Raw genomic sequence first — 24,932 nt, forward strand, 5'->3', positions numbered from 1 at the left:
TGCGGTGCCGCGGTCTGGTCGTCGATGCGGCCGAGGGTTCATCCTCGGGTTGCGGGTGGGCAAGGACTGTGCCGGTGGCTGGCTGGCAGGGCGGGGCAGCGCCGCGAGACAGGCGAACGTGTCTGGTCAGCAGGGGCTGGCTTGGGGAAGGGAGCTGGTGCTGGCTTCGCCGCGTCGGTAAGCATCACCGCCCTGTCGGGCTCTGCGATGCGGTGCCGCGGCGCTGGCGCACCTGGCCGAGGTCGGCCTGGAAGGCATCATGGAGGACACCTATACGAGCCTGTTGCCGGAGACTGATCTGGTGATTGCCGAGGCTGCTGCGTGTCTCGTCCCTCATCGCGTCCGGCAAGGGACGCCGAAGGCACCGAAGCCAAATCGGAGCCCGGCGGCGCCCAAGAATGCGAGGTAGAGCCTGTGCTAGGTGGTGCTGATCGATGCGGAGAAGGGCAGGGAGGTGGCGATCCGTCCGCTCACGCACCGCTCACGCAATGGGCCCCGGACGAGGAGTCCGAGGCCGAGTAGAGCCCCTCCCCGGGGCAGAAACCCCAGGTCAGAGCGGTAATGCGTTGTGCCCCCGGCAGGATTCGAACCTGCGACACCCGCTTTAGGAGAGAGGCTGGGCTGTCATACCGGTGACCTGGGACTTCGAGGACTGTTGAGTTGCCCAGCAACTCAACCTTCAGGCACTCTTGTTGACCGTGGCTGACCGCTGCATCTGGCACGGTAGTGGCACGAACCTCAGCCGACGACAGCCAGCCACGACGGCGGGTACGTCGACCGACCAGGCGCGCGTATGTCTCGCTGCACCCCCACCGGCCTTCACCACGCTGCTAGTGCCGTCGACGAGAGCAAGCCACGACGGCGGGTGCGTCGGCCGACCACGCACGCGTATGCCTCGCTGTACCCCCACCGACTTCAGCCATGGTGTAGCTGTCGACGGGAGCAGTCCCGTCGGCCAGGCCATGGAGACAAGCCATATTCCGCCAACTGATGGCGTGTGAGTCGCCTACACGGGCACGATGCATGAGTGGATCAGGGGACTGCTGCGGTGCTCGGAGCATGTGTAGGTGTTGCCGGAACGCTGGGTACTGGCTTTTTGGCATATTTCGCGGCCCGGCACCAAATACGCGATCAGGCGAAACTGGAGCATAGAAAGACAGTCCGATCAGAACGCAGGCAAGCGTATCGGGACTTTTTGTGGCATATTTCAGAGATCGAGCGAGATCTCGACCTTTTCATGCTCAAGCTGGTCAAGCTCAAACTAGATCAGGCGAGTCCTGAGACGTGGCTTGAGGCTTTCGAAGAAAGTACCGCCCTCAGTGATCGTTTGAAAGATCTACAGGTTCAGTCCACTGATCTGATGCTGGCGGGTCCGCTTGAGCTAGCGATTCTGACGAGTCCCGTGATTCAGGCCTTGGACGAAGAATGGCAGGTTCTAACTAAGGCTGGGATTGCGTTCAGATGGGAGGAAGAAGACGAGGAAGAGTACAAGCAAGCTCGCGCTGAATCAGGTGGCGTCATCTCCAGATTCGGGGGACGCGCTTCTACAATACTCAACATGGAATTGAGTTGACGTGGGCGCCTGATGCAGTGTCGATGTCACGGCCGCAAACTTCGAACCGCAGGCCCGCTGCGGCCCGACGGTTCCCGGGCGGTATTTAGGTTCCGTCTGTAATCAACCACTGCACTGGAAGTGAACTAAGGTCACGTCGAACAAGAGGTTCCCCCGCCCGAGTCGCATTGGCTACAGCAGCGACCAAGGCTGCGTCTTCCTCTTTCGTCACCTTCACGGCGCGACCCGCATGTTCTCGGCGTTCTACGTAGCCTCTCGTTTCAGCGTCGAGGAACCTGATTGTGCAATTTTGAGATACCTTGATCTTTCCTAGCAGGATGTCTTGGTCGCCGTCGCGAATCAACTTAGCAGCTCTGCTGGCCACAATATCGAACCCTAGAGCAATGGCCAGAGCTTGGGAACAGAACTCCTGAAGATCGAGTGGCTGAATATTTGCGTCGGGCTTATGCGCGGCTTCGTGCCTAAGGCGCATAGCTTGATCGTATGCTGGCTTTAGAGGCATACTCCCCGCACCACACCGCCGTGCAATTATGCTGATTTCGTTCCAGGCGTCTTGAACGTTGAGCGCAGTAAGAATTCCTGAAATTTCGGCGCTGCTGACATTCGAACCAGAGTACCCCAAGCTGAATCTGCTGATCTGTAGAGAACCGCCGGCGGTGCTTGCAATCTGAGAAGCTGCCTCTTGCAGTAGCGCCAGATGGTCGTCGCCGGCGCTTTTTGCCATCTGCGCTCTGTCTCTAGCCGCCTTCATCGCGCCCATGGTGGCAGCCTCTTTGAGACCCTGAGGCAGCTTGGGGAAAGGGATAACTGTCCGACTGATGAAGTCCAACAAGTCTTTCGTCCGTGCGCGAATGAAGTCTTCGAGAGACGTAAAGGCCACGACCATCAGGCCGTTTCTGAGTAGGCGCGCGCGAGCATTGTGCTCTGTATCTGTCAGAATGCGGTCCACGAGATACGCGTCATTTGATGCGCTTCGAATTGTCTCAATGCGTTCGATGAAGGAGTCGCGGGAAGACATCGATTCTCCCTCTAGAACGATGAGATCAGATTCCACACAGATTCAACTCGATGCACTACTCGAGATGCAGTATTAGTTGCCACTCTGACTGCCGTCTCGAATTCGGAATCGTTGAACAAGTCGCGAGTGCCCTGGATTACGTCCTCTCTGCGGGCAACGAGGGTTGCGATCCTCTTATCGTCTGCCATGCTCACGGCAATCATCTGAGCGTCGTACATTCCTGCCAGCATCTGGTCTCGCCAGCTTGCACCCTCAGGTCGCTTGAAGGCGTATTCGCCCCAAATTTTTTGGCATGCGAGCAGTGAGCGCTCAAATGAATTGCGAAGTGTATCAATCTCGCCTTGCTTCGCTTGGCCGTGCTTCTCCATGTATTTATCCATGGAGATTCGATAATCTCCGGAGAACGATCGCCAAGCCTCAAGCAACATGAAGTACCTGAGTACAAACTCGGCATCTGCCATCAGATTATATGCTGAAGACTTTTCGTCCCGGATCTTCAGTTGCTTACGAAGAAATGCGGAATTCGCCAATTCCATGATTAGGTCGTTCAGTGGACCCCGGTAAATGACGTTCCTGATTTCTTGTGCATTAAGAGGTTCGCCGCCGGAATTCAGGCGATGGAACACTTCATACTTCGTCCCCCGGTCCGACTGCCTCAGGATGGTGATGGCTCGGATGTAAGGTCGGACCTTTAGGGAATTCTGCAACTGCCCAGGAAGTTCGGCAAATCTCAGGCCGTTGATCTCGGGAAAGCGTGTGAGGGAGCTCAGTGCGAACGTCCCGGACATGAAATCGCGTACGGCTGTGATGCGCTGTTTTCCGTCGATCACGGAGTAGCTGCCGTAATCATCTTCGGATAGGTATACGGGAGGTACAGGAACGTTCAAAAGGAACGACTCAATCAACGCAGACTGACGCCGCACATCCCAGCGCTCTCGACGCTGAAAAAGCGGAGCAACGTCAATTGCTCCGCTATCTGCCATAGTTGCAATAGTCTCGAGGGAAAGGTCCGATGCCTGGATCACGAGCGCGTTCTGTGCGCTCTTGAACTTCTCGACGATCTCTGACTCGGTACTCATTACCTCTTCCAATAGGTCGTAGTGCGCACGCGCCCATGATGGACACGTTCCTCGATCATGCCTCACTGATAGGACACGTGTCTGCCGATTCGACGGTCTGCTCTGCGCTCGAGGCGCATGGCGCCTCCTCACGCCTTCGCGTCCGGCTGGTGCGCCTCACCACGCTCGGCCGGCAATCGCTTGCGGCACTCTCTCCATCCCGGAGTCAGAGCGCCCCCACCGGAGGCACTGCTCTTAGAGGGCAATTGGCTGATTGCTCTGAGCGCGGCGCGGGCGTCGGCCGGGCTGGAGCGGGACGGAGGCAGGAGCGCAGGCCCGGCCGGGGGCCGGGCCGCGCGCGGTGAGCGGAGCGAGCCGCCTTGAACCAGTAAAGAAAGTTGTAACTCAGTCGGTCTGCTGTTGCGGTCGGGGCTTGAAGTCGTACGCGCAGGACGGCAGTTCCCTGCCTTGGCGGTGTGCGAGGGGCAGGAAGATCACCGGTCGGATCGTCCAGGTGATGCGGGTCGTGGCGTGGGTGATGGACACCGTGCAGGGCTCGCAGCGCAGGAGGGCTCGGCGGGTCTCTATGCGGCCGTCGTGCAGCCACTCCCACGCCTGGGTGGATGTGTCCGGGTCGAATGCCGGTGAGATCGTGCGGAGCGCGACGGCCACCCATCTGTCCGCCTGTGGAGCCGAGTAGGCGTCGAACGACCCCCGGAGCTCCAGCCCGCCCTCTCCGTTGAGGTCTTCGGTCCAGCACTCGCACCAGTAGCCGCGGCGGGCCTCGTCCTTCAGCACAGGCGGTCTCCCGGTCGGCTCCCGGTGAACAGTTCCGCGGTGACCGTGTATCCGGTCTTGCTGCCGTGGATGGCGACTCGGTGGGCGAGTGCGGTGACCATGCCCAGGCCCCGGCCGTGTTCGGCCTCGTCGTCCTGGTGCTCAACCTTCGGGGCCGTACCGGTGCCTCCTCCGTCCGTCACTGACAAGGCGATCACGTTCCGGGTCACCGCTAGGGCCAGGTGGAAGCTGCCCGTCTCCAGGCCGCTGGCCGTGTGGAGGATCGCGTTCGCGCTCAGCTCGCTCACGATCAGCTCGGCGTCGTCTGCCAAGGGAGATCCGCGCAGGATGTCGCGTGTCCAGCGGCGGGCCCGGCTCACCTCTTCGGGAAAACCTGGGCAAGTGAGTCCCCAGACGCGGGCGGTGCTCGTATACTCGTGCATACAAGTTCCTTCGTGCTGGTAGGCCGCCATGTGCAGCGGGTTCGGGCTAGACGAGTTTCACGCCGTCGTGGGCGCGGATGGCCGGCGGGGATGCTGGGTCGAGTGCGTCCAGGACGCGGATCGCGTATGCCTCGTCGGCAAGCTCGGTGACTTCTTCGCGGGTGGCCCAGCGCAGTGCGCGGGTCTCGTCTCCGGTGGTCGGCGTGCCGTCGGCCGCCTCACATCGGAAGACCAGCGAGACGATCAACCCGGTCATGTTCTTGTAGACACCGGTCAGGGTCGCGGGAAGCGCGATCTTGATGCCGGTCTCTTCGAGGACCTCGCGCTGGAGGGCTTCCGGGATGGTTTCCTCGCGTTCGAGGACTCCGCCCGGCGGCTCCCAGTGGCCGTTGTCGCGGCGCTTGATCAAGAGGGCACGGCCCTGGTCGTCGACGATGACTCCGGCGACGCTCACGGAGTGCGGACGGTCGGTGCTCACGTTCCTCGGCCCTCTCGGCTGGCTAGGCTCTCCACCGTAGCAACAACAAACGCCCACTCGTCTAGATATCTAAAGGAGTACACGTGCCCTCTCTTCCTTCCGGCCTCCTCGGCGATCTCGACCCCACGAGCGATCGTGCGGTCTTTCGGCAGATCGCCGACCAGCTGCGCGAGGCCATCGACCGTGGGCGGTTCAAGGAGGGCGAGAAGCTGCCCTCTGAAGCGGAACTTGTCGATCACTACGGGGTATCCCGGATGACGGTCCGCAACTCCTTCTCCGTCCTCCAGGGCGAAGGGCTCGTGCACGCCGAGCACGGCAAGGGCGTCTTCGTGCGACCACGGCCACCTGTGCGGCGTCTCGCCTCCGACCGGTTCGCCCGGCGCCACCGCGAGCAGGGCAAGTCTGCCTTCATCGTCGAAGCGAACGCCGCCGGCAGTCACCCCCAGGTCGACAGTCTTGAGGTCAAGGAAGAGAAGGCCAGTCAGGACGTCTCGGCCCGGCTCGGGTCCGTGCGTCGGGTGCTGGCTCGGCGGCGGCGGTATCTGCTCGACGGCCGTCCGGTCGAGTTCGCCACGTCCTATCTCCCCCTCGACATCGCGCGCGGGACGCCGATCGCCGAGCCCAACCCCGGCCCCGGCGGCATCTACGCCCGTCTTGAGGAGCTGGGTCATCGTCTTGACCACTTCGAGGAGGAGATCCGGGCCCGGATGCCCTCGCCTGCCGAGGTGAAGACGCTGCGGCTGGCCTCCGGTGTGCCGGTCATCCACCTGATCCGCACTGCCTTCGACACCGAGGGGCGGGCCGTTGAGGTCTGCGACACGGTGATGGCGGCGGATGCGTACGTGCTGTCGTACCAACTTCCGGCGACGTAATCGGGTGGTTTGCGGTGGTGCGCGGGGGACGCGTCTCCGACTCGTACACCCCAACAGGCATACTCGTATAGACGAGTGGGCAAGTGGTGTGGCAGAGTCGTTCGCGTGATCCCGGAGATCGGGTTCGCCGGACGCATCTTGTCTAGACGAGTAGATAGGGGAAGTTGCCTTGCGCACCATCCGTGTTGAGACCTCTGCCGCCACGATCCTGCTGACCGAGGCTCCCGAGCCCAAGGTCCGGGACCGGCAGACGGGCGAGATCGCCAAGGACGCCGTCAGCGGTGAGGCGCTGATGACGATCGGCGTCGTCTACATCGAGGACGGCGAGTCGTCGCTGATCAAGGTCACCGTGCCCGAGGGCGGTGTGGCAGAAGGGCTGGCGCTGGGGGCGCCGGTCGCGCTGCCGGGGCTGGTCGCCCGGCCGTGGGAGTCGGTGTTCAACGGGCAGCAGCGTCACGGCATCGCCTTCCGCGCCGCCGCCGTGACTCCTGCCGCCTTCCCGGCCGCCATGGGAGCCACCGCCTGATGAGCGACCTGGTGACACTTCTGGAGGTGGGTGGTCCTGTCGCCGTACTCGGCGGCGGGGCCGCCTACGCCCGAGCCAAGCACCCCCGCGTGTACTGGCCCACGGTCGGCCTGCCCATATCCACCGCCCGACTCCTCGGCTCCTACAGCTCGGTCATGGAGGCATGCGGGCTGACCGTGGCGCCGTCCCGGCTGCGGGTCCTCGCCGTCAAAGCCACCACCCGCAGGGAGGTCCGGCCGGTACCGCCTCGCCGGGGGATCATCCGGCCCACCTCGACCGGGCTGCGACTTCGCCTCCGACTCGCTCCGGGCCAGGAACCGGCGGACGTCGCCGCCTCCGCCGAGCGGCTGCGGCATGCCTGGGGCGTTCACGCCGTGTACGTGACGACGGTCAAGCCGGGCGTGGTCGAACTGCGGCTCGTCGGCTTCGACGTGCTGCGCAACGTGCGGATGCCCCGCAAGACCGCCGCCGAGTTCCTCAAGATCCCTGTGGCACTGCGGGAGGACGCGACCCCGTTCGTCCGCGACTACCGCACCATTCCCCATCAGCTCACCCTCGGCGCCACGCTGTCGGGGAAGTCCATGTACCTGCGTCACCTGATCACCGGGCTCGCCCGGCAACCCGTCGCGCTGGTCGGCATCGACTGCAAGCGGGGTGTGGAGCTGGCGCCGTTCGCCTCCCGGCTCTCCGCCCTCGCCACCGATCCCGAGCAGGCGGCCGAACTGCTGCCCGTGCTCGTCAAGGAAATGGAGGACCGCTACGACCTGATCAAGGCCCGGCAAGGCATCGCCCCGGACACCCCGGACGAGGAGATCACGTCAGACGTCTGGGGCCTGCCCGAGAGCGAACGCCCCGTACCGATCGTGCTGTTCGTCGACGAGGTGGCCGAACTCTTCCTCATCGCCACCAAGAAGGACGAGGAACGCCGGGACGAGATGGTCACCCAACTCATCCGCCTCGCCCAACTCGGCCGCGCCGCCGGCATCTACCTGGAAGTGTGCGGGCAGCGCTTCGGCGCCGAACTGGGCAAGGGCGCCACCATGCTCCGCGCCCAGCTCACCGGCCGGGTCTGCCACCGAGTCAACGACGAAGCCTCCGCGAAGATGGCCCTCGGCGACATCGCCCCCGAAGCGGTCCTCGCTGCCTGCACCATCGCTCCCGAGCTGCCGGGCCTGGCCGTGGCCGGTGACACCTCGGGCGGCTGGTCGCGCATTCGCACGCCGTACCTGTCCCTCGGCGACGCCGCTGGGATCTGCCGGGACTCGGCCCACCTGGTACCTGACCTGCCCGCGCTCAAGCCGTTCCGGCCCTACGTACCTGCACGGCCCGTCGAGTCCCCGACCCCGGTGGTGCAGCCGCGCCCGGTGACCGACTGAGCCTCGCCTCACTGCGGTCGGCATGACCGTCTCGCGCCAATTCCCTACCCCTGCCATGCCTGAACCCGAAAAGGAGCCGCTCCATGCGCGCCCAACTGGCCCGTGTCGACGCGGTGCTCGTCCAGGCGCTCATCGCCGCCGCGCTGTCCTTCGCCCACCTGCACGACATCGCCTCTGCGGCCGGACAGAACGGATGGAAAGCGTGGGCCTACCCCGTCTCGGTCGACCTGCTGCTCGTCGCCGCCTGGCGCCGACTGCGCTCCGGTGAGGCGAAAACGGCCGGGTGGTGCTGGTTCGTCATCGCCCTCGCCGCCTCCCTCGGCGCCAACGTCGCCACCGCCGGCCTCCTCGACATGAACGACGTACCGGCCTGGCTGCGCATCCTCGTCGCGGGCTGGCCCGCCGTCGCCTTCCTCGGCGGAACCCTCCTTGCCCACACCGCACCGACACCGGCCAACGAGAACGCCGAAGACACAGACGACGCGGTGGACCAGGAGGACGCCGCCGAACCAACGCCCGAACTCGACTCGGAGGAACCGCCGGAGCTGTCGCCGACACCACCGGCCATCGAGCCACCGCCGCCCGAGCGCCCCGCCGTCGCCGTCCCGGCCGCCCTCGTCGAACACGCCCGCAAGGTCGCCGCCGAACACCACACCCGCACCGGAACACCCATCGACACCCCCACCCTCCGCGCCCGCCTCGGCGTCCCCACACCCATGGCCGAAGCCATCGCCGCCCAACTCACCTGACAGACGAGGAGACCAACACCATGCGCCCCTCTATCCAGTCGGCCCTGGAGCGCTCCGCCGAGCTGACCCGCGACAACCGGCTCGTGGACGCCGTGGCCCTCGCCGAAGCCGCAATCAAGCGGGCCACCCCCAACGAACACCGAGAGATCGAACAGTGGCTCACCGACCACGCCCACGACTTCACCGGAGAGGACGCCCGCTGATGTCCCGCCGCTTCCGCAACGTCACCCGCATCGGCCCCGTCCAGGTCGCCAGCTCCTACGACAGCCGGGGCCGCGAGAAGCACACCGCCGTCTGTACGGCCCCGCGCTGCGGCTTCTCCGCCGACTACGACAGCCGCGCCGCCGCCGAGCTGGCCGCACGCACCCACCGCTGCCCCGTCCGCTGATCCGCCGAAAGGACCCCGTACACCGTGACCGTCAGCCTGCCGCTCGTCGTCGTCCTCGGCCTCTTCGCCTGGGGCGCGGTCAAGTTCCTCGGCGTCCGCACCTGGGTCGTCGTCCTGATCGCCCTCTTCGGCTTCTGGCTCTCGCAGACCTTCCTCGCCCCCGCCATCGAGTCCGGCACGCGTACCGGCGTGGACGTCATAAACGGCTCACATGCCTAGACGAGTAGATGAGGAGATCGTGACCGTGTTCCTGCCCAAGTACCCCCACAACCCCACGCCGCCGCCCGCGCACATCCACACGCCGGCCGACCCGGCGCCGGTACATCGCACGGTCCCAGCGCTTCACGTCAGCCCCGCCGTGGTGGCGGCCGTGGTCGTGGGCGGTGTCGTCCTCACCGCGCTCCTGGCCGCCGTCGCCGTCTCGGCCATCTCCGTGGCCATCGCGGCCGTGGTCCTGCGCTCCCTGCTCCGCGAGCACAGCCGGCGCTGACAGCACGCCGAGCACCTGGGGCGGCACACACGACCAAGCATCTGCCGCCCCCGGGGCCACAACTCCTGACCGAGCCAGTCAGAAGGAGAGTCGCCATCTTCACCCGCACCACCCCGCCCCCGCTCCCGGAACTCACGAAGCTCGCCGAGCACGGCACTCTGCCCGGTATCCTCCGCCAGCTCTCCGGCCTCGGCGGCTGCACCCACCCGATCCGCCTCGACGGCCACCGCACCGAGTACGACATCGACACCACCACCGGCGAGTTCGGCCGCGTCCTTCAGCACCTCGACTCCACCGACCTCCCGGCCGGGAACCTCCTCGTCCGCTGCAACAACCGCCGCACCACCCGCTGCCCGGCCTGCGCAGAGGTCTACCGCCGCGACACCTTCCACCTGATCACCTCGGGCCTGCGCGGCGGCAAGGGCACCCCCGAACACGTCGGCGCCCACCCGCGCGTCTTCGCCACCTTCACCGCCCCGAGCTTCGGCCCGGTCCACAACCGCCCCTCCAGCGGACGCCCCTGCCGCTGCGGCACCCACCACGACCAGGACGACGAGACCCTCGGCACCCCACTCGACCCCGACACCTACGACTACGAAGCCGCCGTCCTCTGGAACGCCCACGCCGGACCCTTGTGGCGGCGCTTCTCCACCTACCTCCGCCGGGAAGTCGCCAAGCGCGCCGGCCTGTCACAACGCCGCTTCCGCGACCACGCCCGCGTGTCCTTCGCCAAGGTCGCCGAGTACCAAAAGCGCGGCGCCGTCCACTTCCACGCCGTCATCCGCCTCGACGGCCCCACCGGCGGCGACACCCCACCGCCCGCCTGGGCTACGGCAGAGCTGCTGACCGACGCCATCGAGGCGGCTGCCGCCAAGGTCCGCGTGGACGGCCCGGTCATCGACGGCCACGCCCACACCTTCGTCTTCGGCCGCCAACTCGACGTCCGCACCATCCGATCCGCCGACTTCAACGACGGTCAGGAACTGACCGAGCGCGCTGTCGCCGCGTACATCGCCAAGTACGCCACCAAGGGCGCTGAGACCGCGACGGGAGCTCTCGACCGGCCGTTGAAGTTCGCTGCCGAGCTGGCCCAGCTCGACATCAGCGACCACGCCCGCAGCCTCATCCGGACCGCCTGGACCCTCGGCGCCCGCAAGGACCTCGAACACCTCCGCCTGCGTGCCTGGGCTCACATGCTCGGCTTCCGCGGCCACTTCTCGACCAAGTCCCGCCGCTACTCAACCACCCTCGGCGCCCTCCGCGACGCCCGCGCCCAATGGCGCCGCGCCCAAGCCGCTGCCACCCAGCCTGAGCGCGAGAACGCCACGACGTACGTCCTCACGCACTGGGTCTTCGCCGGAACCGGCCTGACCGACACCGAAGCCTGGCTTGCCACATCCCTCGAACCCGCCCCCGGAACGGAAGGAGAGCCCACCCGTGGTTGACCGCTACCTCACAGTGGCGCAGGTGGCTGACTACCTCGGCACCACGGAACGCTTCCCGCGCCGACTGATCGCTGAGCGGCGCATCAAGTTCGTCAAGGTCGGCCGACACGTCCGCATACCTGAGAGCGCACTGAGCGCCTTCATCGAGGCTCACACAGTGCAGCCCATCGGAGACCGGCGTGGCTCGCTGAGGAGGGTCGCCTGATGGCCAACAAGAAGGGGAGGCGTAGAAGCTTCGGGTCGGTCCGGCAGCTTCCGTCCGGCCGCTGGCAGGTACGCTACCGCGACCCTGAGACGGGCCAACTTCGCCCGGCCGAGAAGACGTATCCGACCAAGAGTGACGCCCAAGTCGCCCTCACGCACATCGAGTCCGACATCACGCGCGGGCAGTGGGCAGACCCGAACGCCGGAACGGTCAACTTCGAGGAGTACGCCACCGCATGGCTTCGGGACCGGAGACTCGCCGACCGCACCCGAGAGCGGAACGAGTCGGTGATGCGGCTGCACATCCTGCCTACCTTCGGGGCCGGATCCGTGGCCGACGTGACGACGACTCGGGTACGCAGCTGGCGCGGCAGGCTCCTGGCGGCCGGCGTCGGGGAGCCGACGGTCGTCAAGGCTTACCAACTGCTGCGGGCCCTGATGAACACCGCCGTGGATGATGAGCTGATCCGGCGCAATCCGTGCCGCGTCAAGGGGGCGGATCGCTACGACGTACCCGAGCGGCCGGTCCTCACCGTCCCTGAGGTCTTCGCCGTCGCCGACTCCATCGCGCCGCGCTACCGGCTGCTCGTGCTCCTGGCGGCCTTCACCACGCTGCGGTTCGGGGAGCTGGCGGCCCTACGGCGTCGGGACATCGACTTGGAGGGGCTGGCCCTCACTGTTCGCCGCGCTCAGGCTGAGTTGCAGAGCGGTCGCCTTTTCGACAAGGCACCGAAGTCTGCAGCCGGGGTGCGTACCGTCTCCTTCCCGGCCGAACTGCTCGACGCCGTCACGCACCACCTGGAGCACTTCGCCGGTCCCGGCCGTGACGGGCACGTCTTCGTTGGGCCGCAGGGCGGGCAACTGCGACGGAGCAACTTCCGCGATGACTGGGTCAAGGCCCGGACGGCTGCGGGCGTCACGGCCGAGCTGCACTTCCATGATCTGCGGCACACGGGCAACACGCTGGCCTCGACGGCCGGGGCCAGCACCCGTGAGCTGATGACCCGCATGGGCCACAGCAGCTCACGGGCCGCGCTGATCTACCAGCACATGACCAGTGACCGTGACCGGGCCATCGCCGATCGGCTCGGGACCATGATTCGCGAGAGCGGGGGAGAGGCCACCGGTCAGGAGTGATGTGGCATCCGCGTGGCATTAGTGGCACGCGTGTGGCACGCCCTCGAATACGACGAAGGGCCAGCCTGGGAGGAAACCCTCCTGAGCTGGCCCTTTTGCTGTGCCCCCGGCAGGATTCGAACCTGCGACACCCGCTTTAGGAGAGCGGTGCTCTATCCCCTGAGCTACGAAGGCAAAGGTGCCCTGACAGCGTAGCGGATTCGTCTCTCGTCGTTCGCCCCGGTTGTCGGTGATCGGGACGTGCCTTGGTGGCCCTGCCCGGTCGGCCCCGGGTTCCTGTGTCCTCGGATGGCGCCTTGACCTCAAGTTGACTTGAGATTTTACGTTGCTTGCGCGGACCCCGCCCACGGGCGGACCGCGAGCGGCGAAACGCGAACCGCGAAGCCAAGCGCGCACCACTCAACCCCGAATCGAGGCTCACCCATGCCCCAGACCCCGCGCACCCTCGTAACCCCCGCCCCCCAGACACCCCAGGACTCTCAGGACCCCCAGAACCCCCATGACTCTCAGGACCCCCACAACTCTCAGGACCCCCACCCCCCGCTCAAGATCGGCCTCCTCGTCGGCAGTGTGCGGCCGGGGCGGTTTGCCGACAAGGTGGCTCGGTGGTTCTTGGCGGAGATCGGGCGGCGGGACGACATGCAGACGCATGTCATCGACCTGTCCGAACCCGCCCTCGTCGACGAGCTCAAGCTCACCCTCGAGCCGTCCGACGCCCCGGGCGACGCGCCGGCCCTGGCCGAGCGCATCGGTGGGCTCGACGGGTTCGTCGTCGTCACGCCCGAGTACAACCACGGCTACCCCGCCGCCCTGAAGCTGGCCATCGACTACGTCTACCGGGAGTGGCGGGCCAAGCCGGTGGGGTTCGTCTCCTACGGCGGCATGGCCGGAGGGCAGCGGGCAGTGGAGCAGCTCCGGCAGGTCTTCGCCGAGCTGCACGCCGTCACCCTGCGGGACACGGTCAGTTTCCACATGGCCTGGGAGCAGTTCGACGACGAGGGCCGCCCGAACGACCAGGACGGCACCGCCAAGGCCGCCGCCGTGCTGCTGGACCAGCTCGCCTGGTGGGGGCTGACCCTGCGCGAGGGACGTGCCGTCCGGCCGTACGACGGGTGAACCGGCCCGCCCGTGGACCCGTGAACGCCGGCGGTCTCCCCGGCAGCCTCAGGACATCGCGACCCGCGCGAACCGCCCCGCCACCCGCAGATCCCCCTCCACCCGCCCCGCCGTCTCCATCAGCTCCGGCAGCACGTCCCGTACGCACTCCTCCACGGACCGCCGAGCCGCGTGCATCGCCACGTTCACCGCAGCGACCACCCGGCCCGTCCGGTCCCGCACCGGCACCGCCACCGAGCGCAGTCCTTCCTCCAACTCCTCGTCCACCAGGGCGTACCCGCGCACGCGGACGTCCTCCAGCACGTCCCTCAGAGTCGTGGGGTCCGTGGTCGTACGAGGGGTCAGCGGGCGCAGGTGGCCCGTCGGCGCACCCGACTGGCCTTCCGTTCTCGACCGCCCCTCCGTCCCCGACCGCCCCTCCCCGGTCAGGAGATCCGCCAGCAGCACCCGCCCCATCGACGTCGCGTACGCCGGCAGTCGCGTGCCCACCGTGACGTTGACGCTCATCACGCGGCTGGTGGCGGCCCGGGCCGTGTACTGGATCTCCTCGCGCGACGGGGTCAGCACCGCCAGGGCCGCCGACTCGTGGACGCGGTCGGCCAGTTCGGCCAGGTGCGGGGCGGCGATCTGGGCCAGGGACGTACGGGACAGGGGTGGGAAGCCCAGTGACAGGACGCGCGGGGTCAGCACGAAGCCCCGGCTGCCCGACTGCCGTACCAGGCCCAGATGCTCGTACGTGATGAGCGCCCTGCGTGCCGTGGCGCGTGACAGCCCTGTCGCCCGTGCCACATCCGTGAGCGTCAGCTCGGTCCGTCCCGCGCCGAAGGCGGTCAGTACGGTCAGTCCGCGCGCCAGCGACTCGACGAACTCCCGGCCCAGTTCCTGCTTGGAGGCGCCCGTCCAGATCGCCAGGCCCTCCGGTGCCGGCCCGGGCCGCGGCTGCGGCGCCTGGCGCAGCTCGCGTTCCATCTCGGCCACCGCCGAGCGCAGGCGGGGGAGGAGCGTGTCGCGCAGGTGCGCGGCGGTGTGGCGGCTGGTGTGGCTCACCACGCTCGCCACACAGGCGATACGGCCGCCCGCACGAGGGTCCCGGACGGGCGCGGACACGGCGACCAGGCCCGGCTCGATCAACTGGTCGTCCAGCGCCCAGCCGTCCGTCCGCGCCCGCGCCACCCGGTGCTCGAAATCGGCATCGGCGTCCGTGCACCCGTCCGCGTCCGTGTCGGGGGACGTGTGCTCGCGGGGCGGTACGGCGGGAAAGCCACGGTCCTGCGGGTCCGCCGCCCGGCGCTCGCGCCAGGCGTGCCACTGCGCCTGCGTCCACTCCGTCGCGAACAGCGGTCCCGGCGCGGTGCGTTCGGCCGGGAGCAGGTCACCGATGCGGAAGCTGAGGGACATCGCGCGGCGGCGGGTCGCCTGGTGGATGAAGCGGATGCCGTCGAGGTCGCCGACCGCCAGCGACACCGACTCGTCCAACTCGTCGGCGAGCGCGTCCGCGTGGGAGGAGAGCAGGTCGGGCAGGCCCAGGGCGGCCAGGTAGGCGTTGCCCAGTCGCATCACCCGGGGTGCGAGCACCACGTCGCGGCCGTCGAGACGGACGTATCCCATGCGGGCGAGCGTCGACGCGATCCGGTCCACCGTGGAGCGCGCGAGTCCGGTGGCCCGCTCCAGCCCGCTCGCGCTCAGCGTCCCGCCGGCCTCCGTCAGCCGCCACAGCACCGCGACGCCCCGGATCAACGGAGTCACCGCCTCCGCCGGCACGGCACGGTCGTCCAGGGTCGTCTTCGCGGGCATCGGCTCTCCGGTACGGCGTCGCAGCAGCCCTAACGGTAATCCGCCCCACGGTGCGCGCACGCCGACGCCGCCCCACGCGCGCGTACGACCCCCGACGCCCCAGGTGTCCACGCCCACCTGCTCACTGACCCACACCCACACCCACACCCACGCCCACCCCACCCGCTACCCCCGAGTAACCCGCACCCGATAAGCCCCCGTCAGATCCACCCCCACCACCGCCACCCGTACGCCCCGCTTGGCATCCCGGAACTCCTCGCCCGGTGCGAAGGTCGCGTCCGAGAGTTCGGCGTGGACGTTCGCGCTGCGGGTGCAGCCGCCGCTGTCCTGGCGGGCGTCGTGGACCCGTATCGGGCCCATCCCGGTGTCCACCCCGGCGTCGACCTTGTAGATCAGGACGCCGGGACGGCACACGGCCTCGTCGTTGCCCTCGCGGGTGCGCAGTTCGACGGCGTAGCCGCTGCGGCGGTCCAGCGGTATGAACACCAGCTTCGGGCCGCCCTCGCGGGCCAGCGGTGTCAGGGCGTACTCGGACGTCCCGGGCGCGGCCGCGCACCGTACCTGTGCCGTGTCCAGCCAGCCCAGTTTCCACTTGTGCCAGCCGAGCAGGTCGTTGTTGGCCCCCCAGTCCTCGCTCATGATGTCCCAGTGGCCGACCGCGCCTCCGCCCTCCGCGGTGTACAGGTCGGGCAGACCGAAGACGTGGCCGTTCTCGTGGGGGAGGACCCGGTAGCCGGTGCGGTGGTAGGAGCCGGAGCCGTCGTCCTGGCGGGAGTAGACGAAGGACGCGTTGGCGACGGAGACGCCGTCGGCGACGGGGGCCTCGGTGTTGCCCGCGAAGGACACCGACAGGACCGTGTCCAGGGCCGACGGGCCGGCGTTCGGCGTCACCAGCACGTTCAGGAAGTCGTACGACCGGAAGTCCACCCGGGGATCGGCCGCGGCCACGATGTCCTGGACCAGCTGCCGGTACCCGGGGTCGAAAGGGGCGCCGCGCTCTATGCCGTACGCCCGGAAGGATTTCGGCATGCGCAGCCAGTCGCGGATCGGAGTCAGGGGGCGGTAGTCGAGGCGGCCGTAGGAGCTGGTGCGGAACCACTCCTGGGTCTGCGGGAAGAACTCCGCGAAACGGTCGAGCGCGGGGCCGGCGCCCGGCGCGTCGGGGAAGTCGACCATCAGGGTGAGGGCGCGGACGGTGCCGGTGGACCGGGAGTAGCCGCGCACCGTCGGTATGCCCTCCGACATCTGGACCGCCGGCCGGCCGCTGATCATGCAGGGGCCGAGAGGGGAGGAGCGGGCCAGCGCGGCCGATCCCGCTCCCGTCGCCGTCGGGATGCCCGCCGTGTGGCTGCCGGTGCCTGCCGAGGTGCTGGCCGCCAGGGTCAGGGCGGTCACGGAGGCGAGGGCGGCCACACGGCGGGTGCGTATCCGACGGCTCGGCTGCATGCATGGGCCCCTCAGTCCATGGCAGCCCGCCGGACTGCGCGCTGCACCCTTTCGATCACCCTGTGTCGAGGGATGCGCGGGCGCGCGCTGGAGGAGACCGAACGTGGGTTGTTCGGCGGGGGATGGTGACCGGGGTCACATGGGGTCTTTGCCGCGGCGGGAAATAACCGGGGATGCCTTCCCCGTTTAGCCCTGTGTCCGAGCGAAACGGGGAGACTTTCCCCGGATCGCCCTCACCAGAACTCAATGGCTCTCATCAGAGCTCAATCGCTCTCACCAGAACTCAGGAGTACGCCGTGCAGACCGCGACCCCCATACCGCGCAAGGCGACCCGGCCGCGCGCCGACGCCCTGCGCAACCGGGAGCGGATCGTCACCGCCGCCCGGGAGTTGTTCGTCGAGTTCGGCCCCGACGTGCCGCTGGACGACATCGCCCGCCGGGCCGGCGTCGGCAACGCCACGGTGTACCGCAACTTCCCCGACCGCGACGCGTTGGTCCGCGAGGTCGTCTGCTCCGTCATGGACCGTACGGTGGCGGCGGCCGAACTCGCGCTCGCGGAGACCGGGGATGCCTTCGGAGCCCTGGAGCGCTTCGTGCACACCGCCGCCGACGAGCGGATCAGCGCGCTGTGCCCGATGGTCCAGAGCACGTTCGACAAGCACCACCCGGATCTGGAAGCGGCGCGCGAGCGGGTCGAGCAACTCGTCGGGGAGATCATGGGCCGTGCCAAGGCGGCCGGCCAGCTCCGCCCCGACGTGGACGTCGGTGACGTCTTGCTCGCCGCGGCCCAGCTCAGCCGGCCGCCGGCCGGGACCGGGTGCCACATCGCCGACCGCTACGTCCACCGCCATCTCCAGCTGTTCCTGGACGGACTGCGGGCCCCGGCCCGTTCCGCCCTGCCGGGCACGGCGATGACCATGGAGGACCTGCGCCAGGCCTGACCGCCCAACTGCCTGACCGCCCAACTGCCTGACCCCCAACTGCCTGACCGCCTGACCGATCAGTTCAGAGCACCACGGCAGTCAGTAACCCAACAGTCACCGACTCACAGACTCACCGACTCACCGACTCACCGACTCACCGACTCACCGACTCACCGACTCACAGACTCACCGACTCTTCGACTCACCGACCGTCACCACCGGTCGAGCCGTCCCTTTTCCTTTCACTTTTTCCGTCACGAAGTCCCGAAGTGGGTACCCCCATGTCCGAAACGGCCGCAAAGGCTGCAAGAAGCACCCTCGGTGCTGTCGACCCCAACCGCTGGAAAGCGCTCGTCTTCATCGCGCTGGCCCAGCTCATGGTCGTCCTCGACGCGACCATCGTGAACATCGCCCTGCCCTCCGCCCAGCAGGACCTGGGCATCTCGGACGGCAACCGCCAATGGGTCGTCACGGCCTACGCCCTCGCCTTCGGTGGTCTGCTGCTGTTCGGCGGCCGGATAGCCGACCTGTGGGGCCGCAAGCGGGCCTTCGTCATCGGCCTGGGCGGCTTCGCCGCCGCCTCCGCGCTGGGCGGCGCGGCCACCAACGAGGCCATGATGTTCGGCGCCCGCGCCCTCCAGGGCGCCTTCGGCGCGCTGCTCGCCCCGGCCGCGCTCTCCCTGCTCGCCGTGATGTTCACGGACGCCAAGGAGCGCGCCAAGGCGTTCGGCATCTACGGCGCGATCGCCGGTGGTGGCGGCGCCGTCGGCCTGATCCTCGGTGGCTTCCTCACCGAGTACCTGGACTGGCGCTGGACGTTCTTCGTCAACATCCCGTTCGCCGTGCTCGCCGCGGCCGGTGCCTGGCTCGTCATCCGTGAGCCGGAGGGCGGCCGCAACCGCTCCTCGCTCGACATCCCGGGTGTCATCCTGTCCACCCTCGGCCTGGTCGCGCTGGTCTACGGCTTCACCCGCGCCGAGTCCGACGGCTGGAGCGACACCGTGACCGTCGCCATGTTCGTCGCCTCGGCCGTCCTGCTCGCGGCCTTCGTGTTCGTCGAGTCGAAGGTCAAGGCGCCGCTGCTGCCGCTGCGCGTGGTCACCGAACGCAACCGCGGCGGTGTGTACCTCTCGCTCGGCCTGGCGATCATCGCGATGTTCGGCCTGTTCCTGTTCCTGACCTACTACCTGCAGATCGTGAAGGGCTACTCGCCGGTGAGGACGGGCTTCGCCTTCCTCCCGATGATCGCGGGCATGATCACCGGTTCCACCCAGATCGGCACCCGTCTGATGACCCGGGTCGCGCCCCGGCTGCTGATGGGCCCGGGCTTCCTGGTGGCCGCCGTCGGCATGCTGATGCTGACCCAGCTGGAGATCGGCTCCTCGTACGCCGCCCTGCTGCTGCCGGCGATGCTGCTGCTCGGCCTGGGCATGGGTACCGCGTTCATGCCGGCGATGTCCCTGTCCACGCAGGGCGTCAAGCCGCAGGACGCCGGTGTCGCCTCCGCGATGGTCAACACCTCGCAGCAGGTGGGCGGCGCGATCGGTACGGCCCTGCTGAACACGATCGCCGCCTCGGCCACCACGTCGTACATCGCCGACCACATCGCCGGTGCCGGCAGCCGGTCCCAGCAGCAGCTGGTCCAGCTGGAGGGCATGGTGCAGGGCTACACCAGCGCCATCTGGTTCGCCGTCGGCATCCTCGTGGTCGCCGCGGCCATCGCCCTGACCTTCGTCAACGCCGGACGCCCGGGCGGTGCGACGGTGGCGTCTTCCGAGGAGGGTGCCGAGGACGAGCTGCCGGTGCCGGTCGTCGCGCACTGAGACGGCGACGACGGCCTTCCGGCCGTACCTCTTGGGACGACCTCTTGGGGCCCCTTGGGACGACCCCTTGAGACTCCATGGGCCTCCATGGGCCTCCATGGGCCTCCTCGGCCTCCTCGGGCTCCTCGGGCCTCCTTCGGACCTGGGACCCCCTGGGACCAGGCGTACGTACGGGGATGGGGACGCTCCGTACGTACGGCCTCAGGACCTGCCCCGGCTCCCTGAACGAGTGGTTCAGCGGAGCCAGGGCAGGTCCGCACCCGCTTCGCTCGGCTGCAGGCCCTCGGCGACGATCCGCATGATCTCGCCGAGGGCCTCCTGCTGTTCGGGGGTGAGCCGGTCGAAGATCGCCTGGCGGACCGCCTCCACATGGCCCGGCGCGGTCTGTTTCAGCACCTCGATGCCAGCGTCGGTCAGCACCGCGAACTGGCCCCGCTTGTCGTCGGGGCAGTCCTCGCGCCGCACCCAGCCGTTCTTCTCCAGCCGGGCGACGGCGTGCGAGAGGCGGGAGCGGGTGATCTTCGCGAACATCGCCAGCTCGGTCATCCGCAGCCGGCGGCGCGGGGCGTCGGCCAGCCTGGCCAGGAGGCCGTAGTAGACATGCGGCATGCCCGCGTCCCGCTGGAGCTGACGGTCCAGATAGTCCTCCAGCAGGGTGGTCGCGTCGATGTAGGAGCGCCAGACGCCCTGCTCCTCGGCGGTGAGCCAGCGCGGTTCCTCGGCCGCTGCGGACGAGGGCGCGGACGCGCGTGGCCCGGAGGTCGATGGCATATTCATGTACTCCACTGTACGAGAGCTCTCCTTGAAGTTTTAACTACTTGGTCGTACCGTCGTGACTCAGAAGAAGCTTTAGATTTGAAGCAAGTGGAGCTTCGCCCCTCCGGAGGGAGTCACCGCCATGTCCGCCGTCACGCAGGAGCGCATGCCCGCTCTGTATCTCAGCCACGGCGCCCCGCCGCTCGCGGACGATCCGGTCTGGCCCGGTGAGCTCGCCGCATGGTCCGCCGGTCTGCCGCGCCCGAAGGCGATCCTCATGGTCTCCGCCCACTGGGAGGAGGCCCCGCTCGCCATCGGCGCCACCGAGACCGTCCCTCTCGTCTACGACTTCTGGGGATTCCCCGAGCACTACTACCAGGTGGCGTACGAGGCGCCCGGCGCCCCCGAGCTCGCCGAGTCCGTACGCAAGCTGCTGCGCGCCCCCGGTACGCCCGTCCAGGACATCCCGGACCGCGGCCTCGACCACGGCGCCTACGTCCCGCTCGTCGAGATGTACCCCGGGGCCGACATCCCCGTCCTGCAGATCTCCATGCCGACCCTCGACCCGGTGCGGCTCATGGGCATCGGCCGCAAGCTCGCGCCGCTGCGCGACGAGGGCGTGCTGATCGTCGGCTCCGGCTTCTTCACCCACAACCTCGCCGCCCTGCGGCAGGGCGGCATCCCCGCCTGGTCGGTGGAGTTCGACGACTGGGGCCGCCGGGCGCTGGAGAACCGCGACTGGGACGGACTGCTGGACTTCCTCCACAAGGCCCCGGCCGGCCGCTACGCCCATCCGCGCACCGAGCACTTCGCCCCGCTGTTCGTGGCCATGGGCGCGGCGGACGCGGCCGGCGAGCTGGACGCCCAGAAGTCCGTGATCGACGGGTTCTGGATGGGACTGGCGAAGCGGTCGGTGCAGTTCGGCTGAGGGGTCTCGCGGGCAACCATCGGCCGGCGCGGGCCGTCTTCCGGGTAGGAGGGCGGCCAAGGACGGCGCTTTCCGGCGCGAAGGCCACGGCATCGCATGTGACGGGTGTCTCACGTACGTGGATGCAGAGGTCGTTGAGGACCTTGAGGTCACTGTCGACTCCCGGTCTGACCTGCACCTCTGGGTGACGGACGACGCGTGGCCCGTCGTGTGGTCCGACAGGGTACTGCAAGATCAGAAAAATAGGGGTGCGGGTTGGGAATTCTGTCCTGATTCCAGTCGTTGTTTCCATCGGATGCCGGGCACTCGACAAGAGTCCCAAGCGTTCAAGAACCACCCGCCAGCCCTCCCCCACTGCCTTGAAGGCGTGGGGGACCCCCACCGCAAGGGAGCACGCATGGCAACCCGTGCCGTCGCCCGTCGTCAGTCCGCCACCGGCGAGGCCGTCGACGCGGCAAGCAGTGTTCGCGCCCATGGCGGCGAGATCGCCGACCGCGACCTGGTCGGCATGTACCTCGACGAGATCGCGCGTACGCCGCTTCTCGACGCCGCCAAAGAGGTCGAGCTGTCGCAGATCATCGAGGCGGGTGTGTTCGCAAGGCAGGTCCTCGACGGTTACGAGGAGGCCAAGGCGGACGCCACCCGCGAGGAACTGGAAGCCCTGGTCGCCGAGGGCGAGCGGGCCAAGGACGTCTTCATCCGCTCCAACCTCCGCCTGGTCGTCGCGGTGGCCCGCCGCTACCCGCGCAGCGGCCTGCCCCTCCTCGACCTCATCCAGGAGGGCAACGCCGGCCTGGTGCGCGCGGTGGAGAAGTTCGACTACCGCAAGGGCTTCAAGTTCTCGACGTACGCGACCTGGTGGATCCGCCAGGCCATCACCCGCTCGATAGCCGACCAGTCCCGCACCATCCGGCTCCCCGTCCACCTGGTGGAGGAGCTGGGCCGCATCCGCCGCGTGCAGCGCGAGTTCAACCGCGAGAACGGCCGGGACCCGGAGCCCGCCGAGATCGCCGCCGAGCTCGGCTCGACCCCGGAGCGCGTCTCGGACGTCCTGGACTGGGCCCGCGACCCGGTCTCCCTCAACATGTCGGTGGACGACGAGGGCGAGACCCAGTTCGGCGACCTCCTGGAGGACACGTCGGCGGTCTCCCCGGAGCAGTCGGTCCTCACCCTCCTGCGCAGCGAGGAACTGGACGACCTGATCGGCCGCCTCGACCAGCGCACGGCGTCCATCATCAAGATGCGGTACGGCATCGAGGACGGCCGCGAGCGCACCCTGACCGAGGTGGGCAAGGAGCACGGTCTGACGCGCGAGCGCATCCGCCAGATCGAGAAGCACGCCCTGCTGGAACTGAAGAAGCTGGCCCGCAGCACCGGTTTCGACGCGGCGGCGTGACCTTGGGCCCCGGGCGGCCCGCGAGGGCTGCCCGCCCGGGGGCGTGCGATCGGCTCCGTCCGCGTACGCCGGGTGGCGAAAGACCGCGCAAACATGGCGATGTAACGCCGCTTCAAGCGGCAGGACCCCGGGAACAAGACCTCAGGGCAAGCGAGTTCGAGTCCCGAGACCACCAACCCACAGACCAGGTCCCGACGCACTCCCCCCGGCGCCGGGACTTCCCCCGAGCCGGGCTTCGGCGCCCATCCCCCCTGGGTGCCGGGGCCCGGCTCCAGCTTCTTCCCAAAGGGTGGGCCACCCCGTACCTGAACCACGGGGTGGCCCACCCGGATGGCAGATTGTGCCACATAGGCATACCGTGCCGAACGTGAGCAGTCCCGCACGCCCCTCCGCCGCCGCCCTCTCCCTGACGGAGCGACGCAAGGCAGCCACCCGTATGGAGATCGCCCGCGCCGCGGCCGGCCTCTTCGTGAAGCAGGGCCTGCGGGCCACCCGAGCCGAGGACATCGCCCAGGCCGCCGGAGTCGCGCCGCGTACCTTCTACCGCTACTTCGCCACGAAGGAGGAGGCGGTGGCCCCGCTGTACGCGGCCGGCGCCGACCGCTGGTCCGAGGCCGTCCGCACCGCCCCGTCCCACCTCACCGTCCCCCAGGCCCTGGAACACGCGATCCATCACACCCTGACACCCGGCGCCGCGGTCTCCGCGGCCTCCTGGGAGTGGGTCCGCACCCTGGTCAACCTGGCCAACTCCAGCCCGGCCCTGCGAAAGGTATGGGCCGAGGTCTGCCGCGAGGCGGAGGCGACTCTGGCGGTGGTGCTGGCGGAGAGAGTCACCGGAACCGGGGACGACAACGTTGCCGAGCCGGCGCGGCCCTCGTCCCCGGCCCCGTCCCCGGCCCCGTCCCCGGCCCTCCGCTTCGCAGCCGCGGTGGCCGCGGCGACGGTACGCGTGGCGGTGGAAACCTGGGCCGACGGAACCGCCCCCGCACAGGGCCCCCAGGGCCCCGCCGCACTGGCGATGCGCAACCTGGAGGCCCTGAGGGACTTCCCGTGGCAGAACTTGACGGACCCTCCGGCGTAAAGAAGCCACCGAGAGGCCGCGCGTACCCCCGCGGGCCCGCAGTCGCCCACGGCCCCGCCCCGCGCCCCCACCCGCAGGCGCTACGCACACCCCCACCGAACGAACCCGCACAGGCGCCGCAGGCATCGACGCACGCCCCACCTCACCCGGCCGCCCGACTCAACCGCCCACCCAACTCCCGCACACACCGCACGAGTTCCTCCGGCGACTCCACCACGAACTCGCAGTCCACCATCGCCAACCGCACCGCCATCCACTCCACCGAGTCCCCCGCCGCCCCCCGCAGCCGACACCGCCGCCCCCCGTCGATCGGCTCCGGCGCCCCCAACCACCCCGGCAACCGGGCAGCGACGAACTCCGCGGGCGCACCGAACGTCACCGAGAAGTCGTACGTCTCCTGCCGCCGCCACATCGACTGCCGCAGATACTCCGCCGCACTCCCCGTCGGCAACTCCCGCGGAGCGAACCGCGCTCCCGTGGCGAACGGCTCACTCACCCGGTCGACCCGAAACGTCCGCCAGTCGTCCCGGTCGAGGTCATACGCGACGAGGTACCAGCGCCGCCCCGTCGACACCAACCGATACGGCTCCGTCGAGCGACGCGACTCCGTCCCGTCACCCGCCCGGTACGCGAACCGCAACCGCTCCCGCCCCGCCACACTCGACGCCATCACCGTCAGCGTCTCCGGCGCGATACTCGCCCCGTCCCCACTGGTCAGCGGCATCGTCGCCGCCTGAAGCGTGGACACCCGATGCCGCAGCCGCGCCGGCAGCACCTGCTCCAGCTTCGCCAGCGCCCGCACCGACGCCTCCTCCACCCCCTCGACCGCGTGCCCGGCCCCGGCCCGCAGCCCGACCGCGATCGCCACGGCCTCCTCGTCGTCGAGGACGAGCGGCGGCATCGCCTTGCCCGCGACGAGCCGGTAGCCACCGTCGGCCCCTTTGGTCGCCTGCACGGGATACCCCAACTCCCGCAGCCGGTCGATGTCCCGCCGCACCGTGCGCCGCGACACCCCGAGCCGGTCGGCGAGCTCACCGCCGGGCCACTCGCGGGGCGTCTGAAGAAGGGAGAGAAGGGTCAGCAGCCGTGCCGGAGTATCCGTCGTCATGGATCCGAGGATGCCGCACATCTAGGA

27 protein-coding genes and 2 tRNA genes are annotated in these 24,932 nt (G+C 68.5%); 18 read left to right on the forward strand and 11 right to left on the reverse strand.

What is annotated here, in order from left to right; translation table 11 throughout:
• Positions 1–572 precede the first annotated feature (572 nt).
• Positions 573–639 (reverse strand) — tRNA-Arg (locus ABZ078_RS03910).
• Positions 640–1,027: 388 nt separating this feature from the next.
• Here ABZ078_RS03910 and ABZ078_RS03915 point away from each other — a divergent pair.
• Positions 1,028–1,573 (forward strand): hypothetical protein, encoded by a 546-nt coding sequence (locus ABZ078_RS03915; protein WP_356571339.1) that lies wholly within the window; start codon positions 1,028–1,030, stop codon positions 1,571–1,573.
• Between the two features lie 85 nt (positions 1,574–1,658).
• On the opposite strand, the gene ABZ078_RS03920 is transcribed toward ABZ078_RS03915, so the two are convergent.
• From ABZ078_RS03920 to ABZ078_RS03940, 5 genes are all read right to left on the reverse strand, one after another.
• The gene (locus ABZ078_RS03920; protein ID WP_356571341.1) at positions 1,659–2,591 is read right to left on the reverse strand and encodes a HEPN domain-containing protein; all 933 of its coding nucleotides are present in this window, start codon (positions 2,589–2,591) and stop codon (positions 1,659–1,661) included.
• An 11-nt stretch (positions 2,592–2,602) separates the two neighbouring features.
• Entirely contained in the window at positions 2,603–3,670 is a 1,068-nt protein-coding gene (locus ABZ078_RS03925; protein ID WP_356571342.1) for a DUF262 domain-containing protein, read from the reverse strand.
• 384 nt (positions 3,671–4,054) lie between these two features.
• Positions 4,055–4,447 (reverse strand): hypothetical protein, encoded by a 393-nt coding sequence (locus tag ABZ078_RS03930; protein ID WP_356571344.1) that lies wholly within the window; start codon positions 4,445–4,447, stop codon positions 4,055–4,057.
• Entirely contained in the window at positions 4,441–4,869 is a 429-nt protein-coding gene (locus tag ABZ078_RS03935; RefSeq protein WP_356571346.1) for an ATP-binding protein, read from the reverse strand. Before ABZ078_RS03935 ends, ABZ078_RS03930 begins: the two co-directional genes overlap by 7 nt.
• A gap of 46 nt (positions 4,870–4,915) precedes the next feature.
• Positions 4,916–5,323 (reverse strand): NUDIX hydrolase, encoded by a 408-nt coding sequence (locus ABZ078_RS03940; protein WP_356571686.1) that lies wholly within the window; start codon positions 5,321–5,323, stop codon positions 4,916–4,918.
• 107 nt (positions 5,324–5,430) lie between these two features.
• Between ABZ078_RS03940 and ABZ078_RS03945 the strand changes: the two genes are divergently transcribed.
• The 11 genes from ABZ078_RS03945 (at position 5,431) to ABZ078_RS03995 (ending at position 12,534) form a co-directional block, all read left to right on the forward strand.
• Positions 5,431–6,219 (forward strand): GntR family transcriptional regulator, encoded by a 789-nt coding sequence (locus ABZ078_RS03945; protein ID WP_349349231.1) that lies wholly within the window; start codon positions 5,431–5,433, stop codon positions 6,217–6,219.
• 169 nt (positions 6,220–6,388) lie between these two features.
• Entirely contained in the window at positions 6,389–6,745 is a 357-nt protein-coding gene (locus ABZ078_RS03950) for a hypothetical protein (protein WP_055711324.1), read from the forward strand.
• Entirely contained in the window at positions 6,745–8,121 is a 1,377-nt protein-coding gene (locus ABZ078_RS03955) for an FtsK/SpoIIIE domain-containing protein (RefSeq protein ID WP_356571348.1), read from the forward strand. Before ABZ078_RS03950 ends, ABZ078_RS03955 begins: the two co-directional genes overlap by 1 nt.
• An 83-nt stretch (positions 8,122–8,204) precedes the next feature.
• A complete protein-coding gene (locus tag ABZ078_RS03960) occupies positions 8,205–8,870 on the forward strand; it encodes a DUF2637 domain-containing protein (protein ID WP_356571350.1) in 666 nt (221 codons plus the stop codon).
• A gap of 20 nt (positions 8,871–8,890) precedes the next feature.
• Positions 8,891–9,073 (forward strand): hypothetical protein, encoded by a 183-nt coding sequence (locus ABZ078_RS03965; protein ID WP_356571351.1) that lies wholly within the window; start codon positions 8,891–8,893, stop codon positions 9,071–9,073.
• Positions 9,073–9,258: a mobile element transfer protein gene (locus ABZ078_RS03970; RefSeq protein WP_356571353.1), complete on the forward strand. Its 186-nt coding sequence runs from the start codon at positions 9,073–9,075 to the stop codon at positions 9,256–9,258. Before ABZ078_RS03965 ends, ABZ078_RS03970 begins: the two co-directional genes overlap by 1 nt.
• Before the next feature lie 24 nt (positions 9,259–9,282).
• Entirely contained in the window at positions 9,283–9,477 is a 195-nt protein-coding gene (locus ABZ078_RS03975; RefSeq protein ID WP_099963512.1) for a hypothetical protein, read from the forward strand.
• Between the two features lie 25 nt (positions 9,478–9,502).
• Positions 9,503–9,748 carry a SpdD protein gene (locus ABZ078_RS03980; protein WP_356571688.1) on the forward strand — a complete coding sequence of 82 codons (246 nt, stop codon included), beginning with the start codon at positions 9,503–9,505 and terminating at the stop codon, positions 9,746–9,748.
• Positions 9,749–9,906: 158 nt separating this feature from the next.
• Complete coding sequence (locus tag ABZ078_RS03985) at positions 9,907–11,193, forward strand: replication initiator (protein WP_356571690.1); 1,287 nt, start codon at positions 9,907–9,909, stop codon at positions 11,191–11,193.
• A complete protein-coding gene (locus tag ABZ078_RS03990) occupies positions 11,186–11,398 on the forward strand; it encodes a helix-turn-helix domain-containing protein (RefSeq protein ID WP_356571355.1) in 213 nt (70 codons plus the stop codon). The genes ABZ078_RS03985 and ABZ078_RS03990 overlap by 8 nt, the downstream gene beginning before the upstream one ends.
• Positions 11,398–12,534: a tyrosine-type recombinase/integrase gene (locus tag ABZ078_RS03995; RefSeq protein WP_356571357.1), complete on the forward strand. Its 1,137-nt coding sequence runs from the start codon at positions 11,398–11,400 to the stop codon at positions 12,532–12,534. The genes ABZ078_RS03990 and ABZ078_RS03995 overlap by 1 nt, the downstream gene beginning before the upstream one ends.
• A 101-nt stretch (positions 12,535–12,635) precedes the next feature.
• Here the strand turns inward: ABZ078_RS03995 and ABZ078_RS04000 are convergent.
• Positions 12,636–12,708 (reverse strand) — tRNA-Arg (locus tag ABZ078_RS04000).
• Between the two features lie 375 nt (positions 12,709–13,083).
• On the opposite strand from ABZ078_RS04000, the gene ABZ078_RS04005 reads away from it, so the two are divergent.
• Positions 13,084–13,650 carry an NAD(P)H-dependent oxidoreductase gene (locus tag ABZ078_RS04005; protein ID WP_356571692.1) on the forward strand — a complete coding sequence of 189 codons (567 nt, stop codon included), beginning with the start codon at positions 13,084–13,086 and terminating at the stop codon, positions 13,648–13,650.
• 48 nt (positions 13,651–13,698) lie between these two features.
• On the opposite strand, the gene ABZ078_RS04010 is transcribed toward ABZ078_RS04005, so the two are convergent.
• Positions 13,699–15,444 carry an IclR family transcriptional regulator C-terminal domain-containing protein gene (locus ABZ078_RS04010; RefSeq protein ID WP_356571359.1) on the reverse strand — a complete coding sequence of 582 codons (1,746 nt, stop codon included), beginning with the start codon at positions 15,442–15,444 and terminating at the stop codon, positions 13,699–13,701.
• A gap of 165 nt (positions 15,445–15,609) precedes the next feature.
• Complete coding sequence (locus ABZ078_RS04015) at positions 15,610–16,890, reverse strand: M6 family metalloprotease domain-containing protein (RefSeq protein ID WP_356571361.1); 1,281 nt, start codon at positions 16,888–16,890, stop codon at positions 15,610–15,612.
• Positions 16,891–17,186: 296 nt separating this feature from the next.
• Here ABZ078_RS04015 and ABZ078_RS04020 point away from each other — a divergent pair, with 296 nt between their 5' ends.
• Together ABZ078_RS04020 and ABZ078_RS04025 are read left to right on the forward strand one after the other, a co-directional pair.
• Positions 17,187–17,831 carry a helix-turn-helix domain-containing protein gene (locus tag ABZ078_RS04020; RefSeq protein ID WP_356571363.1) on the forward strand — a complete coding sequence of 215 codons (645 nt, stop codon included), beginning with the start codon at positions 17,187–17,189 and terminating at the stop codon, positions 17,829–17,831.
• A gap of 263 nt (positions 17,832–18,094) precedes the next feature.
• Positions 18,095–19,636, forward strand: coding sequence for an MFS transporter (locus tag ABZ078_RS04025; RefSeq protein ID WP_356571364.1), 1,542 nt, complete (start codon positions 18,095–18,097; stop codon positions 19,634–19,636).
• Positions 19,637–19,870: 234 nt separating this feature from the next.
• On the opposite strand, the gene ABZ078_RS04030 is transcribed toward ABZ078_RS04025, so the two are convergent.
• Positions 19,871–20,413, reverse strand: a complete 543-nt coding sequence (locus ABZ078_RS04030; protein ID WP_356571365.1) for a MarR family transcriptional regulator — start codon at positions 20,411–20,413, stop codon at positions 19,871–19,873.
• A gap of 121 nt (positions 20,414–20,534) precedes the next feature.
• On the opposite strand from ABZ078_RS04030, the gene ABZ078_RS04035 reads away from it, so the two are divergent.
• The 3 genes from ABZ078_RS04035 (at position 20,535) to ABZ078_RS04045 (ending at position 23,797) form a co-directional block, all read left to right on the forward strand.
• Entirely contained in the window at positions 20,535–21,320 is a 786-nt protein-coding gene (locus ABZ078_RS04035) for a class III extradiol ring-cleavage dioxygenase (RefSeq protein WP_356571366.1), read from the forward strand.
• A 397-nt stretch (positions 21,321–21,717) separates the two neighbouring features.
• Entirely contained in the window at positions 21,718–22,716 is a 999-nt protein-coding gene (locus ABZ078_RS04040) for a sigma-70 family RNA polymerase sigma factor (RefSeq protein WP_356571367.1), read from the forward strand.
• Between the two features lie 367 nt (positions 22,717–23,083).
• Positions 23,084–23,797, forward strand: coding sequence for a TetR family transcriptional regulator (locus ABZ078_RS04045; RefSeq protein ID WP_356571369.1), 714 nt, complete (start codon positions 23,084–23,086; stop codon positions 23,795–23,797).
• Between the two features lie 142 nt (positions 23,798–23,939).
• Here the strand turns inward: ABZ078_RS04045 and ABZ078_RS04050 are convergent, their stop codons facing one another.
• Positions 23,940–24,905 (reverse strand): YafY family protein, encoded by a 966-nt coding sequence (locus ABZ078_RS04050; RefSeq protein WP_356571371.1) that lies wholly within the window; start codon positions 24,903–24,905, stop codon positions 23,940–23,942.
• Positions 24,906–24,932: the final 27 nt, after the last annotated feature.

The organism is Streptomyces sp. NPDC006385, from assembly GCF_040612485.1.
Classification (GTDB): domain Bacteria; phylum Actinomycetota; class Actinomycetes; order Streptomycetales; family Streptomycetaceae; genus Streptomyces.

Coding starts and splice junctions, on each gene's coding strand:
- ABZ078_RS04035 (WP_356571366.1), top strand. CDS start 20,535: ATGTCCGCCGTCACGCAGGAGCGCATGCCCGCTCTGTATCTCAGCCAC.
- ABZ078_RS04015 (WP_356571361.1), bottom strand. CDS start 16,890: ATGCAGCCGAGCCGTCGGATACGCACCCGCCGTGTGGCCGCCCTCGCC.
- ABZ078_RS04010 (WP_356571359.1), bottom strand. CDS start 15,444: ATGCCCGCGAAGACGACCCTGGACGACCGTGCCGTGCCGGCGGAGGCG.
- ABZ078_RS04040 (WP_356571367.1), top strand. CDS start 21,718: ATGGCAACCCGTGCCGTCGCCCGTCGTCAGTCCGCCACCGGCGAGGCC.
- ABZ078_RS03935 (WP_356571346.1), bottom strand. CDS start 4,869: ATGCACGAGTATACGAGCACCGCCCGCGTCTGGGGACTCACTTGCCCA.
- ABZ078_RS04050 (WP_356571371.1), bottom strand. CDS start 24,905: ATGACGACGGATACTCCGGCACGGCTGCTGACCCTTCTCTCCCTTCTT.
- ABZ078_RS03995 (WP_356571357.1), top strand. CDS start 11,398: ATGGCCAACAAGAAGGGGAGGCGTAGAAGCTTCGGGTCGGTCCGGCAG.
- ABZ078_RS04025 (WP_356571364.1), top strand. CDS start 18,095: ATGTCCGAAACGGCCGCAAAGGCTGCAAGAAGCACCCTCGGTGCTGTC.
- ABZ078_RS04030 (WP_356571365.1), bottom strand. CDS start 20,413: ATGAATATGCCATCGACCTCCGGGCCACGCGCGTCCGCGCCCTCGTCC.
- ABZ078_RS03920 (WP_356571341.1), bottom strand. CDS start 2,591: ATGTCTTCCCGCGACTCCTTCATCGAACGCATTGAGACAATTCGAAGC.
- ABZ078_RS03965 (WP_356571351.1), top strand. CDS start 8,891: ATGCGCCCCTCTATCCAGTCGGCCCTGGAGCGCTCCGCCGAGCTGACC.
- ABZ078_RS03970 (WP_356571353.1), top strand. CDS start 9,073: ATGTCCCGCCGCTTCCGCAACGTCACCCGCATCGGCCCCGTCCAGGTC.
- ABZ078_RS03925 (WP_356571342.1), bottom strand. CDS start 3,670: ATGAGTACCGAGTCAGAGATCGTCGAGAAGTTCAAGAGCGCACAGAAC.
- ABZ078_RS03955 (WP_356571348.1), top strand. CDS start 6,745: ATGAGCGACCTGGTGACACTTCTGGAGGTGGGTGGTCCTGTCGCCGTA.
- ABZ078_RS03960 (WP_356571350.1), top strand. CDS start 8,205: ATGCGCGCCCAACTGGCCCGTGTCGACGCGGTGCTCGTCCAGGCGCTC.